The organism is Xylanimonas allomyrinae, assembly GCF_004135345.1.
GTDB lineage: Bacteria > Actinomycetota > Actinomycetes > Actinomycetales > Cellulomonadaceae > Xylanimonas > Xylanimonas allomyrinae.
The window spans coordinates 1,512,029-1,527,709 of sequence record NZ_CP035495.1 but is presented as its reverse complement, the minus strand read 5'-3'; the positions used below and the strand labels follow the sequence as shown (position 1 = coordinate 1,527,709).

General features: G+C 73.2%; 14 protein-coding genes and 1 pseudogene. 2 read left to right on the top strand and 13 right to left on the bottom strand.

Features of this window, described 5'->3' with window-relative positions:
* The first annotated feature begins 160 nt into the window (after window positions 1-160).
* Window positions 161-1,747 carry an aspartate:alanine exchanger family transporter gene (locus ET495_RS07030; protein ID WP_129203759.1) on the top strand — a complete coding sequence of 529 codons (1,587 nt, stop codon included), beginning with the start codon at window positions 161-163 and terminating at the stop codon, window positions 1,745-1,747.
* Window positions 1,748-1,824: 77 nt separating this feature from the next.
* On the opposite strand, the gene ET495_RS07025 is transcribed toward ET495_RS07030, so the two are convergent.
* From ET495_RS07025 to ET495_RS06990, 8 genes and pseudogenes are all read right to left on the bottom strand, one after another.
* The gene (locus tag ET495_RS07025; protein WP_129203757.1) at window positions 1,825-2,865 is read right to left on the bottom strand and encodes an iron-siderophore ABC transporter substrate-binding protein; all 1,041 of its coding nucleotides are present in this window, start codon (window positions 2,863-2,865) and stop codon (window positions 1,825-1,827) included.
* A gap of 182 nt (window positions 2,866-3,047) precedes the next feature.
* Window positions 3,048-3,866 (bottom strand): ABC transporter ATP-binding protein, encoded by an 819-nt coding sequence (locus ET495_RS07020; protein WP_129203755.1) that lies wholly within the window; start codon window positions 3,864-3,866, stop codon window positions 3,048-3,050.
* Window positions 3,863-4,903: a FecCD family ABC transporter permease gene (locus tag ET495_RS07015; protein WP_129203753.1), complete on the bottom strand. Its 1,041-nt coding sequence runs from the start codon at window positions 4,901-4,903 to the stop codon at window positions 3,863-3,865. Before ET495_RS07015 ends, ET495_RS07020 begins: the two co-directional genes overlap by 4 nt.
* A 1-nt stretch (window position 4,904) precedes the next feature.
* The gene (locus ET495_RS07010; protein WP_129203751.1) at window positions 4,905-5,966 is read right to left on the bottom strand and encodes a FecCD family ABC transporter permease; all 1,062 of its coding nucleotides are present in this window, start codon (window positions 5,964-5,966) and stop codon (window positions 4,905-4,907) included.
* A gap of 12 nt (window positions 5,967-5,978) precedes the next feature.
* Entirely contained in the window at window positions 5,979-6,356 is a 378-nt protein-coding gene (locus ET495_RS07005) for a Fur family transcriptional regulator (protein WP_129205923.1), read from the bottom strand.
* A 31-nt stretch (window positions 6,357-6,387) separates the two neighbouring features.
* A pseudogene (locus ET495_RS07000) lies at window positions 6,388-7,308 on the bottom strand (metal ABC transporter permease); the annotation flags it as partial.
* Complete coding sequence (locus tag ET495_RS06995; RefSeq protein WP_245993415.1) at window positions 7,308-8,153, bottom strand: metal ABC transporter ATP-binding protein; 846 nt, start codon at window positions 8,151-8,153, stop codon at window positions 7,308-7,310. The gene ET495_RS06995 and the pseudogene ET495_RS07000, both read right to left, overlap by 1 nt.
* Window positions 8,154-8,278: 125 nt before the next feature.
* Window positions 8,279-9,463: a metal ABC transporter solute-binding protein, Zn/Mn family gene (locus ET495_RS06990; RefSeq protein WP_129203747.1), complete on the bottom strand. Its 1,185-nt coding sequence runs from the start codon at window positions 9,461-9,463 to the stop codon at window positions 8,279-8,281.
* Window positions 9,464-9,640: 177 nt separating this feature from the next.
* On the opposite strand from ET495_RS06990, the gene ET495_RS06985 reads away from it, so the two are divergent.
* Window positions 9,641-11,041, top strand: a complete 1,401-nt coding sequence (locus tag ET495_RS06985; RefSeq protein ID WP_129203745.1) for a glycine--tRNA ligase — start codon at window positions 9,641-9,643, stop codon at window positions 11,039-11,041.
* Between the two features lie 46 nt (window positions 11,042-11,087).
* On the opposite strand, the gene ET495_RS06980 is transcribed toward ET495_RS06985, so the two are convergent.
* Genes ET495_RS06980 through ET495_RS06960 form a run of 5 tightly spaced genes read right to left on the bottom strand, consistent with a single transcriptional unit; the run spans window position 11,088 to window position 15,587 of the window.
* Complete coding sequence (locus tag ET495_RS06980; protein WP_129203743.1) at window positions 11,088-12,545, bottom strand: MFS transporter; 1,458 nt, start codon at window positions 12,543-12,545, stop codon at window positions 11,088-11,090.
* Window positions 12,538-13,107: a PadR family transcriptional regulator gene (locus ET495_RS06975; protein ID WP_129203741.1), complete on the bottom strand. Its 570-nt coding sequence runs from the start codon at window positions 13,105-13,107 to the stop codon at window positions 12,538-12,540. The genes ET495_RS06980 and ET495_RS06975 overlap by 8 nt, the downstream gene beginning before the upstream one ends.
* A 49-nt stretch (window positions 13,108-13,156) precedes the next feature.
* Complete coding sequence (locus tag ET495_RS06970) at window positions 13,157-13,906, bottom strand: amino acid ABC transporter ATP-binding protein (protein WP_129203739.1); 750 nt, start codon at window positions 13,904-13,906, stop codon at window positions 13,157-13,159.
* Window positions 13,903-14,751, bottom strand: coding sequence for an amino acid ABC transporter permease (locus tag ET495_RS06965; RefSeq protein WP_129203737.1), 849 nt, complete (start codon window positions 14,749-14,751; stop codon window positions 13,903-13,905). The genes ET495_RS06970 and ET495_RS06965 overlap by 4 nt, the downstream gene beginning before the upstream one ends.
* Complete coding sequence (locus tag ET495_RS06960; protein ID WP_129203735.1) at window positions 14,751-15,587, bottom strand: ABC transporter substrate-binding protein; 837 nt, start codon at window positions 15,585-15,587, stop codon at window positions 14,751-14,753. Before ET495_RS06960 ends, ET495_RS06965 begins: the two co-directional genes overlap by 1 nt.
* Window positions 15,588-15,681: the final 94 nt, after the last annotated feature.

The following is a 15,681-nucleotide window of genomic DNA, read 5'->3' as shown; positions in this document are numbered from 1 at the left end:
CGCGCGCACCGCGGCGGTGGCGGACCGGGGTGCGCGCGCCGGCCGCGAGCGTAGACCTGGCCAGCGCCTTGAAAACGATCACTGAGCGCACACGACGAGGGGTCGGGGCCCGCAGGTGCCGATGCTGTGAGGAGGGTCGCCAAGGAGGTCAGCGGTCGCCATGCTGCCTGTGCTCACGTTGCTCTCCGAGCAGCCGCTCGTCTTCGTGTTCGCGCTGATCTGCCTCGGCACCGCGCTCGGGAAGATCAAGGTGCGCGGGGTTGCGCTCGGCCCTGCGGCCGTGCTGTTCACGGCGATCGGCGTGGCCGCGTGGGCCGACGGTCAGGGGACCCCCGTCGAGGTGCCCGCACTGGTCGGGTCGCTGGGCCTGATGCTGTTCACGTTCACCATCGGCGTCGCGTGCGGTCCTAGTCTCTTCCGGTCGCTGCGGACCGCGTGGCGGCTCGTCGTGTCGGTCGTGGCCGCTCTCGTCGTGGTCGCGGTCGTGGGGGTCATGGTCGGCCTGGCCATGGGGATGGACGTTCCGCTGATCGCGGGGACGTTCGCGGGGGCCGTCAACAACACCCCGGCGCTCGGCGCCGCGGTCGAGGCGTCCGGAAGCTCGGTCCCGACCATCGGGTACTCCGTCGCCTACCTGTTCGGGGCGCTGGGCCCCCTCGCCCTGATCGTCCTGGCGCTGCGTCACCGATCCGCCGACACGGACACGCCGCCGCAGGTCGTGTCCCGTTCGATCCGGGTGGAGCGGACCGAAGGTTTCCGGACGCTCGGGGACGTCAACGAGTGGTTCTCGGAGCAGGTGACGTTCTCGCGTGTGCGCCACGAGGAGGACGGTCCGGTCGAGACGGCCATGTTCGACGACCCGCTGCGGGTGGGGGACGTCCTGGTCATCGACGGCCCGACGAACCTCGTCGAGGAGGCCACGACCCTGCTCGGGCACGTCTCCACCCATCACATCGAACGGGAGTCGCACCGCCTCGCGATGCGCCGCATCACCGTGTCCAGCCCTGCCCTGGTCGGCGTCACGCTGGGTGATCTGCGCATGAGCACCCAGTTCGGTGCCGCCGTCACCAGGATCCGGCGCGGCGACGTCGACAAGGTCGCCGCCCCCGAGGACATCCTCCAGATGGGCGACCGTCTGCGGGTCATCTGTCCGGCCGACCGGATGGACTCGGCGACGGCGTTCCTGGGCGACTCGGCGCGCGGGAACTCCGAGCTCAACCCGCTCGCGCTGGCGGGTGGGATGGCGATCGGCGCGCTCGTCGGGTTGGTCACGGTGCCGGGTGTCGGGCTGTCGCTGGGCGTGGCCGCCGGGTGCCTCATCGTGGGTCTGGTCTTCGGCCGGGTGGGGCGCGTGGGGCCGGTCGCGCTGAGCATGCCGATCTCCGCGTCACAGGCGCTGACCGACCTGGGGCTGCTGCTGTTCCTGGCGCAGGCCGGGACGACGGCCGGTGGGCAGATCGGTGCCGCGTTCGCGTCCGGCGACTGGGTTCGCATCGTGCTGCTCGGTGCCTTCTTCACGAGCGCTCTCGTGGCCGTCGCCTACCTCGTGGTGCGCCGGCTGTTCGGCACGGGCGGCACCAAGACCGCGGGCATGCTGTCGGCGGTGCAGACCCAGCCCGCGCTGCTGGCGTTCTCGAACGGGGCCACCGGGTCCGACGCACGGGTCGCGCTCGGGTACGCCATGATCTACCCGGCGATGATGATCGGGAAGATCCTCATCGCCCAGGTGCTCGGTTCGATCGCCTGACGAGCCCGGGGGCGCCGACGACGCGCACGGGGGCGACGCGTCGGGGCACCCGCCGTGGGCGCCCCGACGTCGGTGCCTCAGCCCACCACGCCCGCGATCTGGTCGATCAGGGCGGGCAGGCCGTTCGCCCACTGGAACGTCAGCGCCGTCGGCGGGGACACGGACGACACGGTCACCGGGTCGACGACGGTGACCACGCGGCCGGCCGCGACCGCCGGGATCGCCTGGATCGCGGGCTTGGCGAGCGATGCGGCGACCTCCTGCTCGCTGTTGCCGTAGATGATGACGAAGTCGGCGGTGAGCTGGTCGAGCTTCTCGTAGGACAGGTCGTAGAAGAACCCGCCGTCCGAGGTGTCGAGGTCCGAGACCGAGGGGGCGATCGTCAGGCCGACGCGCTCCAGGATCCCGACGCGCGAGTCGGCGCGGGTGTAGACCGAGACCGAGCCGTCGCCGTCCCAGATGCCCGCGAACGTCGTGCCCTCGAACTGGGGGTGCGCGGCCTTCTGCTGGGCGAGGAACGCGTCGATCCCTGCGAGCACCGCGTCGCCGGCGGCGGTCCGTCCGAGCGCCTTGGCGGTGATCCGGATGACGTCGTCCCAGCTCGTGGTCCAGGGGCCGTCGGGGTAGGCGACGACGGGCGCGATCTTGCTCAGGGTGTCGAACTGCTCCTGCGTGAGCCCCGAGTAGGGCGCCAGGATGAGGTCGGGCCGGGCGGCGATGAGCTCCTCGTAGGGCACGGTGGAGCCGGCGGCGTCGTCGGTGAGGGTCGCCGGGAGGTCCTTGCCGGCCTTCTCGAAGGCGTCCTCGACCCACGGCAGCAGGTTGCCGGCGCCGACGGTCCAGCGCTGCTCGGCCACGGCGACCGGGTAGACGCCGACGGCGATCGCGGCCTCGGTGGAGCCCCAGCCCCAGGTGGCCACGCGCTGCGGCTCCGACTCGATGGTTGCGTCGCCGAGCGCGGACGTCACGGTGACGGGGAAGGCGTCGGTCGCGTCGCCGGCGGTGGCCTCCGTGGGGGAGGCGGGCGCGTCGGGGGTCGACGACGAGCAGCCGGACAGGGCCAGGGCCGTGACGGTGGCCAGCGCGGTCAGGACGGACAGGGGACGGCGAGAACGCACGCACACTCCTTGGGACGCTCGCGGCGAGACCGCGAGGCGATGGTTGGTGAGGTAAGGCTAACCTGACGGAGAGCGTTTTCGGCAACAGGGTCGCGCCGGTCGTCGTCGGTGGGGCCGCGTGCGCGACGCGCGAGCGTCACGACGACGGTGCGGCCGGCCACGGTCGCCCCGAACGGGAGGGCTCACCCGCGCGCGGCCGCCCCGTGCCGGCCCACGGGCACCACGAGCGGCGTCCCGGCCACGGGGTCCGCCACCACGCGCGCCTCGAGCCCGAACGCGTCATGCACCGCCTGCTCGGTCAGCACCGCCCCCGGCTCGCCCTGGACCACGACGCGACCGTCGCGCATGACCACGAGGTGGTCGGCGTACCGCGCCGCGAGGTTGAGCTCGTGCAGCACCATGACGACCGTCGTGCCGCGCTCGGCGTTGAGGTCCGCGAGCAGGTCGAGCAGGTCGACCTGGTGTGCCACGTCGAGGAACGTCGTCGGCTCGTCGAGCAGCACGAGGTCGGTCTCCTGCGCGAGCACCATGGCGATCCACACGCGCTGCCGCTGCCCGCCCGAGAGCTCGGCCACGGGCCGGTCCGCGAGGTCGGCGACCCCGGTGGCCGCGAGGGCGCGCGCGACGGCGGCGTCGTCGGTCGAGGAGTGGCGGCCGAACCAGCCCTGGTGCGGGTAGCGCCCGCGCGCGACCAGCTCGGCCACGCGCACGCCGTCGGGGGCGATCGAGCTCTGCGGCAGCACGCCCAGGCGGCGCGCGAGCTCCCGGCGCGGCATGCCGGCCACGTCGCGCCCGCCCAGCAGCACGCGGCCCGCCTCGAGGGGGTGCAGCCGCGCCAGGCCCTTGAGCAGCGTCGACTTGCCGCAGGCGTTGGGGCCGACGATCGCCGTGACCAGGCCCGCGGGCAGGTCCAGGTCGAGCCCGTCGATCACGGGGCGGCCGTCGTAGCCGATCCGGACTCCCTCGGCACGCAGGGCGGGGGCGGTGGTCGTGGCGGTCACGAGGGCGACGTCCTTCGGTCGGAGCGGCCGCTGAGCAGCCACAGCAGGTAGGGGGCGCCGACGAGGCCGGTCACGATGCCCGCGGGAACGGACATCGTCGGCACGGCGTGCTGCCCGGCGAGGTCGGCGGCGAGCACGAGCAGCGCGCCCACGGCCGACGACGTCGCGAGCGCGGCGCCGCCGTCGTCGAGCAGGCGGCGCGCGATCGCGGGGGCGACCAGCGCGACGAACGCGATGGGCCCGGCGGCCGCGGTCGCGACGGCCACGAGCGCGACGGCGACCAGCAGCGCGGTGGCGCGCGCGGCGTGGACACGGACGCCGAGCGCGGCGGCGTGCTCGTCCCCGAGCGCCAGCGGGCCCTGCGTGCGGGCCAGGACGACCGTCGCCGCGCCGAGCCCTGCGACGCCGACGGCGAGGATCGTCAGGGGCGTGCCGCGCACGTCGGCGACCGAGCCGATGGTCCACAGCAGCGCCGTCTGCGCCGCGCGCACCTCGGCGCGTGCCATGAGCCAGGCGAGCACGGCGCCGCACACGTACGAGACGCCGACGCCCACGAGCACGAACCGGATCGAGTGCAGCCCGCGCCGCCAGGCCAGCACCCAGATCGCGGCCGCCGCGGCGAGCGCGCCGCCGAACGCCCAGCCCGCGACGGCCAGCCCGGAGACGCCCAGGCCGAGGATCGCCCACACGGCACCGAGGCTCGCCCCCGTCGAGACCCCGAGGATGTCGGGGCTGGCGAGCGGGTTGCGCAGCGTCGACTGGAACAGCGCGCCGGCGAGCGCGAACGCGACCCCGCCCAGCAGCGCGGCGAGCACGCGCGGCAGGCGCAGCTGCTGGACGACGAAGACGTCGGTCGCGTCGCCCGCGCCGACGACGGCGGCCAGCGCGCGGAACGGGCTGAGCCCGGCGGCCCCGAGCGTGAGGGCGAACGTGGCGAGCACGAGCGCCGCCGCGAGGGTCACGCCGATCACGAGCGAGCCTCGCCGACGGCGTGCGCCGCGAAGCGCGACGACCGTGTCCAGGGTCTCGGCGCTCATCTCACACCCCCGCCACGGAGCGGCCGCGCGCCACGGCGACCAGCACCGGTGCCCCGACGAACGCGGCGACGACGCCGGCCTCCAGCTCGGAGTTCGGCACGACGAGGCGCCCCACGACGTCGGCGCCGAGCAGCATCGCCGGGCCGAGCACGGCCGCGACGGGCGTCAGGCGCCGGTAGTCGGACCCGACGAGGCGCCGGGCGGCGTGCGGGACCACGAGGCCGACGAGGGCGATCGGCCCGGCGAAGGCGGTCGCCGTCCCGGCGAGCACGACGATCGCGACCGCGGCCAGCCCGCGCGTGACCCGCACGTCCTGCCCGAGCGCCGCGGCGACGTCGTCGCCCATGGACAGCAGCGTCAGGCGCGGCGCGAGCAGGGCGGTGAGCACGACGCCGACGGCGAGGAACGGCCACAGCGCGGCGACCGTGTCGAGGCCACGAGCCGCGAGCGAGCCGACCGCCCAGAAGCGGTACTGGTCGAACGCCTGGACGTCGCGCAGCAGCAGCAGCGCGATGACGGGCGTGACGAACGCGGTCAGGGCCGCGCCCACGAGGGCCAGCCGCACGGGCTGCGCGTGCCCGATCGCGAAGACGACGACGGCGGCCAGCGCCGCCCCGGCGAAGGCGAACCACACGAATCCGAGCGGCGTCGACACGCCGAGGAACGAGACCGCGGCGACGACGGCGAGCGACGCGCCGGGCGTGATGCCCAGCAGGCCGGGGTCGGCGATGGGGTTGCGGGTGACGCCCTGGATGACCGTGCCGACGCATCCGAGCGCGAGGCCGGCCAGCAGGCCCAGCACGGTGCGCGGCACGCGCAGCTGAAGCACGACCGCCTGGTCCGGGTTGCCGGGGTCGTGGCCCGTGGAGCCGGGCAGCAGGGCGGCCCACACCTGGCCCGGTGCGACGGTGCGCACGCCGAGCAGCAGGCTCGCGGCGACGACGAGGGCCAGCAGCGCGAGCGCGGCCACGAGGACGGCGACGAAGCGCGCGCGGCGCTGGTGGACGGACGGCGGCGTGGCTTCACCGGTGATCGGCGGACCAGCCGCCGACGAGGTAAGCATTACCTAACCTTCTCACGCCTCGCGGCAGGCCTGACACGTCCCCCACAGCTCGACCGTGTGCTCTATGTCACTGAACCCGTGCTCGGTGCCGACCATCGCGGCCCACGCCTCGACCGTCGGCCCGTCGATCTCGACGGTGCGCCCGCACGCCCGGCACACCAGGTGGTGGTGGTGCTCGCTGCGCGCGCACCACCGGTACACCGCCTCGCCGTCGTCGGTGCGCAGCACGTCGACGTCGCCGCCGTCGACCAGCGTCTGCAACGTGCGGTACACGGTGGCGAGCCCGACCGTGTCGCCGCGGGCGCGCAGCACCTCGTGAAGCTGCTGCGCGCTGCGGAACTCGTCGGCGCTGCGCAGCGCGTCGGCCACGGCCGCGCGCTGTCGCGTCATGCGGACGGGCCCGTGCTGGGTGGTGCTCACACGCCCTCCTGGGGGAGACGGCGACGGCGACGTCGTCGGGGATGTCGGGGTGCGGGTCGTGCGGGGCGAGCGCCCCGCGCCGGTGCAGCAGCGGCCGGAACAGCGACGCCGCGAGGTACACCCCGATGGCGAGCACGACGATGGTCGCGCCCGGTGACACGTTGTGCCAGTACGTGATGCTCAGCCCGACGACGCACACGACGACGCCCACCACCGACGCCACGAGCATCGTGCGCCGGAACGAGTGCGTGAGCTGCTGCGCGACGGCGACCGGCACGATCATGAGCGCCGACACCAGCAGCAGCCCCACCACGCGCATCGCGACCGTCACGGTGAGCGCCGACACGATCGCGACGGCCATGTTGAGCAGCCACACCGGCAGGCCCGACGCGACGGCGAACTCCTCGTCGTGGCTCACCGCGAACAGCGCGGTGCGCAGCCCGATCCCGACGGCCAGGATGATGAGCGACAGCACGACCGTCAGCCACAGGTCCGTGGTGGACACCGTCGAGATCGAGCCGAACAGGTACGCCATGAGGTTGCCCGACGTGCCGCCGGCGATGCCGATGATGAGCACGCCGCCCGCGACGCCGCCGTAGAACATGAGCGCGAGCGCGAGGTCACCCGACGTGCGGCCGCGGCGGCGGACCACCTCGATGAGCACCGAGCCGATGACGGCGGTGACCACGGCGCCCGGCACGGTCAGCACGTCGTGCGGGCGCAGCCCGAGCAGCGAGCCGATCAGCCAGCCGAGCGCGACACCGGTCAGCGCGATGTGCCCGATGCCGTCGCCCAGCAGCGACAGGCGCCGCTGCACCAGGTAGGTGCCCACGACGGGAGCGGCCGCGCCCACGAGCAGCGCCGCGATCAGCGCGCGCTGCATGAGCGTGTCGGACAGCATCATCTGCAGTTCCGCGACCATCACTCCTCCGTGATCTCTGGGCAGGCGTGGCTCAGCGCCCGCTGCGGGCGCACGGCACGCGGTGCGACGTCGGGGTCGCCGTGCTCGGTCAGGGCCGCGGTCGCGTCCTCGATCCCGGCGAAGCCGGTCTCGATGCTGTCGAGCGGCACCATGCCGTCGGCGTGCGGGTGCACGTGGTCGTGGCCGGCGTCCGCGTGCCCCGCCCGCGGACGGGGCGGGGCGCCGTCGTGCACCACGCGCCCGTGCCGCAGCACGACGGCGCGCGTCACGAGGGGGGCGAGCTCGCCGAGCTCGTGCAGCACCACCAGCACGGTGATGCCCTGCGCGACGAGGCGTGTCATGGTCGCCGCGAACTGCTCCTGCGAGGGCTGGTCGACGCCGGCGACGGGCTCGTCGAGCACCAGCACATCGGGCTTGCGCACCAGGGCGCGTGCGATGAGCACACGCTGCTGCTGGCCGCCCGAGAGGTGGTTGGTGGCCACGTTGCCGCGCTCGCCCAGACCGACCTGCGCGAGCGCCTCGGCGACCTGCGCCCGCCACCCGCGCGGCAGGCGCAGCCGGCCGGGACGCAGCAGGCCCGAGGCGACGACCTCGGCCGCCGTCGCGGGCAGGCCGCCGGCCGCCGAGACGCGCTGCGGCACGTAGCCGACACGGGCCGCACCGGGCAGTCGCACCGTGCCCGCCGCGGGCGTGAGCACGCCCACGAGCGTCCGCACGAGCGTCGACTTGCCCGACCCGTTCGCGCCGAGCAGGGCGACGACCTCGCCGCGACGCACCGTCAGGTCGACGCCGCGCAGCACGTGGCTGGTGCCGAGCCGGACGTGCACGCCCGCGGCGGCGATCACGACGTCGGCACGGGCGCCGTCGGCGTGGCTGCCGTCGGCGCCGCCCGTGCTGCCGCCCGCGGAAGGCCCGGAGGGCTCGGCCGCGCGGGTGCGGCCGAGCCCTCCGGACTGTGGAGGATGTGGGCTCACGGGGCCACGAGTCCTTCCTGGAGGATCTGGAGGTTGCGCTGCATGATCGAGATGAAATCGTCGCCCGCGTCGAGGCTCTGCTGGTTCAGGCCCTCCAGCGTGTCGAGGACGGCGGACTTCAGTCCCTGGTCCGACGCGAGGGTCTGCACCACGCGCGGGCTCACCAGTGTCTCGTAGAACAGCGTCGAGACGTTGTGGTCGCGCGCGATCTGACCGATCTCACGCAGGCGGGCCGGTGACGGCTCGGTGTTGTGGTCGAGGCCGGTGATGCCGACCTGCTCCAGACCATAGCGCTGTGCGAGGTATCCGAACGCGGTGTGGTTCGTGATGAGCGTCGCGCCCTTGAACGGGGCCAGGCCCTCCGCGAGCTCCTGGTCGAGGTCGGCGAGCCGGTCCCGGAGGGCGGCGGCGTTGGCGGCGAACGTCTCGGCGCTGCCGGGGTCGGCCTTGGTGAGCGCGTCGGCGACGGGGTCGGCGAGCTGGGCGAGCAGCGTCGGGTCGAGCCAGAAGTGCGGGTCGTTGCCGGACATGTCGTCGTGGTCGGCGTGGTCGTCGGCCGCGTGGTCGTCGGTTGCGTCGCCGTCCGTCGCGTGGTCGTCGGTCGCGGCCTCGTCCGTCGCGGCCTCGTCCGTCGCGTGGTCGTGGTCGTCCGTCGCGTGGTCGTGGTCGTCCGTCGCGTGGTCGTGGTCGGCGTGGTCGTCCGTCGCGCCGGTGTCCGCCTCGTGGTCGTGATCGGCCTCGGCGTCGTCGTGTGCGTGGTCCGCCTCGTCCGCCTCGTGGTCGTGGCTGTGGGCCTGGTCCCCGCCCGTGACGGACGCCGACAGGAGCGTCACGTGGTCGGCGGCGTCGACGACGTTCTCGGGCTGGCGCTGTGCGATCGCGTCGTCGACGGCGGGCTGGAAGCCGGACAGGAACACGACGACGTCGGCCTGGCCGATCTCGCGGGAGCGGGCGGGGGAGAGCTCGAGGTCGTGCGGGTCGGCCGCGGGCGGCGTGAGGTTCTGGACGTCGACGAGGTCGCCGCCCACCTGCTCGGCGACGAACTGCAGCGGGTAGAACGAGGCGAGCACCTGGACGCGCCCGTCGGCGTCGTCGGCGCTCGGGGTCGTGGCGCAGCCCGTCAGGGCGAGCGGGACGAGGACGGCAGTGGCCGCCAGGGCAGCGGTACGTCGCAGGTGCATGAGAATGATTTTCAGGAGATGTGAGAATGATTGTCAACTCCGGGGCGCCGAGCGCGCCCCGGCGGCGGGCGCGCCGCGTCGCTGCCGGGCGGGACGTAGGCTGGGGCGCCGACGCCGACCGGCGTCATCGTGCCCGTCCGCCGGAGCCACCGGCGGCCGACCTCCAGGAGTGATCACGTGGCCGCTGCGCAGTCCGCTACCGCCCGTCTCGACGCCGTCGTCTCCCTCGCCAAGCGCCGGGGCTTCGTGTTCCCCTCGGGCGAGATCTACGGAGGCACGCGCTCCGCGTGGGACTACGGACCCCTCGGCGTCGAGCTCAAGGAGAACATCAAGCGGCAGTGGTGGAAGGCCATGACGCGGCGCGACGACGTCGTCGGCCTCGACTCCTCGGTGATCCTGCCGCGCCAGGTGTGGGTCGCCTCGGGCCACGTCGGCGTGTTCACCGACCCGCTGACCGAGTGCCTCTCGTGCCACAAGCGCTTCCGCGTCGACCAGATGCAGGAGGCCGTCGCCGAGAAGAAGGGTCTGGACAACCCGGACGAGGTGGCACTCGACACGATCGCGTGCCCCAACTGCGGCACGCGCGGCCAGTGGACCGAGCCGCGCGACTTCAACATGATGCTCAAGACGTACCTCGGCCCCGTCGAGGACGAGTCCGGGCTGCACTACCTGCGCCCCGAGACCGCGCAGGGCATCTTCGTCAACTTCCAGAACGTGGCCGCGGCCTCGCGCAGCAAGCCGCCGTTCGGCATCGCGCAGATCGGCAAGTCGTTCCGCAACGAGATCACGCCCGGCAACTTCATCTTCCGCACGCGCGAGTTCGAGCAGATGGAGATGGAGTTCTTCGTGGTGCCCGGCACCGACGCCGAGTGGCACCAGTACTGGATCGACCAGCGGACCGCCTGGTACACGGGCCTGGGCATCGACCCCGAGAACCTGCGGCAGTACGAGCACCCGCAGGAGAAGCTGTCGCACTACTCGACCCGGACGGTCGACATCGAGTACCGGTTCGGCTTCCAGGGCTCGGAGTGGGGTGAGCTCGAAGGCATCGCCAACCGCACCGACTTCGACCTCAAGACGCACTCGGAGCACAGCGGCAAGGACCTGATGTACCGCGACCCGGTGACGAACGAGAAGTACTACCCGTACGTCATCGAGCCGGCCGCGGGTCTCACCCGCAGCCTCATGGCCTTCCTCATCGAGGCGTACGACGAGGACGAGGCGCCCAACACCAAGGGCGGTGTCGACAAGCGCACCGTGCTGCACCTCGACCCGCGCCTGGCCCCGGTCAAGGCCGCGGTGCTGCCGCTGTCCAAGTCGGCCGACCTCCTGCCGGTGTCGGAGAAGCTCGCTGCCGAGCTGCGCCAGCACTGGAACGTCGATTACGACGTCACGCAGGCCATCGGCAAGCGCTACCGCCGCCAGGACGAGATCGGCACCCCGTTCTGCGTCACGGTCGACTTCGACACCCTGGAGGACCAGGCCGTCACGGTGCGCCACCGCGACACGATGACCCAGGAGCGCATCGCCCTCGACAAGGTCGCCTCCTACCTGGCGACCCACCTGCTGGGCGCCTGACCCGCCGCCGCACGCACTGACCTCGCCCCGGCACTACCGGGCGAGGTCAGTGCGTGACCTGCTTCGGGAGGGCGAACACCAGGGCGAACGCCAGCACCGCCAGCGCCGCGGAGACGACCATCGCCGTCGCCGCCGCGTGGGTGAAGACGTCGGCGACCACGGCGGGCGTGGGCCGGCCCTGCGGGAAGTCGAGCGAGCCGAAGAGCACCGAGCCGATGACGGCGATGCCGGCCGCGGACCCGACGCGCTGCGCCGTCCCGACGACGCCCGACGCCGCCCCCGCCTCGGACCTGTCGACGGTCGCGACGATGAACTGGGCGTTGGGCGCGATGAACATGCCCGAGCCGATGCCCGCCACGAGGAGCGGGGGCAGCAGGATCCAGTGCGTGAGATCCGCGGCGTCCACGGTGCGCAGGATGACCCACACCGCGACGAGCCCGAGGGCCACCATGCCCGTGCCGACGACGAGCACGGTGCGGCCCAGGCGGGCTGAGAGCCGGTCGCTCTGCGAGGCGCCGATGATGGACCCGATCGCGAACGGGATCGACACGAGGCCGGACTCCAGCGCGGTGTGCCCGAGCCCGGCCTGCCACAGGATCGAGATGGTGAAGAAGATGCTGGTGAACGCCGCAAAGTAGACCAGCGCGAGGATCACGCCGCCGGTGAAGTGCCCGTGGGCGAACAGTCGCGGCGGCACGAGCGGGGTGCCACCGCGCCGGGTGACGGCGACCTCCCACAGTCCGAAGACGGCGAGCAGCACGACTCCGCCCGCGATCGATAGCCACGTCCACAGGGGCCAGCCGGCGTCCTCGCCCTGGATGAGCGGCACCAGGATCGCGACGAGCGAGCCGGCCAGCAGCACGAGCCCGAGCACGTCGACGCCGCGTGCCTGCGACCCGGCGACCACGCGCGGCAGCAGCCAGATCGCTGCGGTGACGGCGACCACGCCGAACGGCAGGTTGACGAAGAAGATGGTGCGCCAGCCGTCGCCCGTGCCGAACGCCTCGATGAGCAGGCCGCCGACGATCGGCCCGAGCGCCGTCGAGAAGCCGATGGTGGCGCCCATGACGGCGAAGGCGCGTCCGCGCAGCGGTCCGGGGAACATGAGCTGGATGAGCGCCGTGACGGCGGGGAAGAACGCGCCTCCGGCGAGGCCCTGGACGACGCGGGCCACGATGAGCGACGTCGGGCCGGTCGCCAGGCCGCACCACAGGCTCGCGAGCGTGAAGCACGCCAGGCCGCCGATGAACATCCACGCGTGCCCGAACCTGTCGCCGATCCGCCCGGCGGGGATGAGCGCGAGCCCGAACGCGAGCGCGTAGCCCGAGATGATCCACGAGAGCGTGGACTCCGAGGCGGAGAGGCTCTCGCGGATGGTCGGCAGCGCGACGTTGACGATGGTCGTGTCGAGCAGCGCCATCGCGACGCCGAGCAGCAGCACCGACAGCGAGAGCCAGGTGCGCCGGGGGACGCTGAAGGGCAGCGTCGTCGTGATGTCAGACATGGGGGTCCTTCCGGGTGCGCTCGTCGGCGACGATCGCGGGGGCGGCGGCGAGCATGCGCTCGTGGAAGACGACCTCGGCGGTCAGCCGGTCGGTCGTGTGCGTGAGGGTGAGGCGCTCGGCCACGGTGAGGTACTGGTCGACCGCGGCGAGGTGAGCCGTGTGCGCGGTGAGCTGCGCGCGGAGCTCGGCGAGCCGGTCGGTCAGCACCGACTCGAGGTCGTCGAGCTGGTCGAGCTGGGGGCGGGCGAGGGCGTAGTCCACGGGGTCGGGCCGCAGCCCGACGACGGCGAGCGCCGCCGCGTGCAGCTCGGCGAGCGCGGCGCGCCCGGTCTCGGTGATGTCGAGCACGCGCCGGGGCGGGTAGTTGCCCTCGCGTTCGGTGCGGACGGCGACGAGCAGGCCCTCGGCCTCCAGGCGCTTGAGCGCGCCGTAGAGCGACCCGACGGTGATGTCCGTCCAGTCGTCGACGTGCTCCTGGTCGGCGAGGGCGCGCATCTGGTGGCCGTGCATGGGGCCGTGGCGCACGAGCGAGTCGAGCACGAAGAGGCGAACCGTGGACACGCGAGTACTCTGACACGAGTAGTTGCTCGTGGCAAACACCGCCGGGCCGCTACACCGCGCGGAACCTCGCGAGGAACTCGCGCGTGCGCGTCTCGCGCGGGTCTGCGAAGAACTCCCGGGCCGGGCCCTGCTCCAGCACGCGCCCCTGGTCGAGGAACACGACGCGGTCGGCGACGTCGCGCGCGAACGCCATCTCGTGCGTCGCCATGAGGATGGTCGCCCCGCGGTCCTTGAGCGAGCGCACCAGGTCGAGGACCTCGCCGACCAGCTCGGGGTCGAGCGCCGACGTGATCTCGTCGAGCAGCAGGAGCTCGGGGTCGGCCGCGATGGCCCGCACGATCGCGACGCGCTGCTGCTGGCCGCCCGAGAGCATGTCGGGGTACGCGTCGGCCTTGGCGCCCAGGCCGATCCCGGCCAGCAGCTCACGGCCGTGCGCCTCGGCCTCGGCCCGGGGGCGCTTGTGCACCACGCGCGAGGCGAGCGTCACGTTGTCGAGCACCGACAGGTGCGGGAACAGGTTGTACGCCTGGAACACCGTGCCGACACGCGCACGGACGGCGTCGGCGTCGACGCGCGGGTCGGTGATGTCCTCGCCCGTCAGCAGGATCTGACCGTCGTCGACGTGCTCGAGGAGGTTGGCGGTGCGCAGCAGCGTCGACTTGCCCGAGCCGCTCGGCCCGACCAGGACGACGACCTCGTGACGATGGACCGCCAGGTCGATGCCGCGCAGCACCTCGTGGTCGCCGAAGGCGCACCACACGTCGCGCAGCTCCAGGACGGGCGGGCGCTGCGCGGTCATACGAACCCTCCCACCTGCTCGCGCCGCCGAAGCCGCGCCGTGTACCAGTCGGTCAGCCGGATGACCGGGAGCGCGAGCAGGACGAACAGCAGGCCCGCCACGACGTAGGGCGTGAAGTCGTAGTAGCGAGACGTCTCGATCTGGGCCGCACGCACGGCGTCGACGGCGCCGAGCACCGAGATGAGCCCGACGTCCTTCTGCATCGCGACGAAGTCGTTCATGAGCGCCGGCGCGACCTTGCGCACGGCCTGCGGCAGCACCACCCTCCGCAACGTCTGCCCGTGCGTGAGCCCGAGCCCCCGGGCGGCGAGCCGCTGCGACGGGTGCACCGCCTCGATGCCGGCCCGCCACACCTCCGCGACGTAGGCCGAGTAGACCAGCACGAGCGCGATCGTGCCCCAGAACGCGGCGTCCATGCGCGGGAAGAACCGCAGCCCCGGCACCCCGAACCCGACGAGGTAGAGCACGATGATGAGCGGCATCCCGCGGAACAGGTCGGTGTACCCGGCGGCCAGGGCGCGCAGCGGGAAGAACACCGCCCCGCGCAACGTGCGCGCGGTCGCGACCAGCAGCGACACCACGAGGACGCCGACCGCCGCGACGAGCAGCACGCGCAGGTTGAGCCACAGGCCCGTCAGGACGGCCGGGAACGAACGACGCGCCGCCTGGAGGTCGAAGAACGAGTCGACGACGCGCGGCCAGCCCGGAGCCGCGCGCAGCGCCCAGACCACGACCGCCGCGAACACCGCCGTGCTGACCAGGCTCACGGCGACCGAACGGTAGCCCTGCCGCGTGCGGTAGACGCGCCGGTCCAGCTCCAGCGCCGACGGCGTCCGCGGCGGCATCAGTGGAGCACCGGTGCGGCGCCCTCGCCGCCGAGCCACGTGCGCGCCAGCTCGTCGAGCGTGCCGTCGGCGCGCAGGGCGTCGACGGCCGCCGAGACGTCGGCGGTCAGCGGCGAGTCCTTCTCGAGCACGATGCCGAACTGGTCGCCGCCCGCCGAGTCCGGGAGCTGGCCCAGGATCGTGCCGCCGTCGAGCTCGGCTCCGACCAGGTAGAACGCCGTCGGCAGGTCGACGACGAGCGCGTCGATCGTGCCGTTCTGGAGCGCGAGCTTGGCGTCGTCGTTGGTGTTGAAGACCTGGGCGCCGCCGTCGGGCGCGATCGACGCGTCGACCGCGTCGAGGCTCGTGGTGCCGGTCTGCGCCCCGATCCGCAGCGGCTTGAGGTCCGCGAGCGTGGTGGCCGACGCCGCGGGGGAGCCCTCGACGGTGATGGCCACCTGGGTCGTCTCGTAGTACGGCGTCGAGAAGTCGACGGCGTTGCGGCGTTCGTCCGTGATGGAGAACTGCTGAAGGTTGAGGTCGAAGTCCTTGGGGCCCGGCGCGATCGCCTCGTCGAAGGTGGTGCGCGTCCACACGACGTCGTCGCGGGCGAACCCGAGCCGGTCGGCGACGGCGTAGGCGACGGCGGCCTCGAACCCCTCGCCCGAGGCCGGGTCGTCGTTCTCCACCCACGGCGAGTAGGCGGGCTCGGCGGTCGCGATCGTGAGCTTGCCCGCCGTGACGTAGCGGGCGTCGCCGGTCGCCGGGGCGGCCTCGGGGCCGGAGCCCGACGAGCACGCGGACGCTCCCAGGACGGCGACGACGGCGAGGACGGCGGTGAGGAGGGGACGGCGCATGGCGACAGTGTGGCGCAACGCCGGCCTCCGGGGGGAGGCCGCGAACGGTGAATCCCGCATGACGGATGTCATGCCCGACCGGTGACAGTCGCGC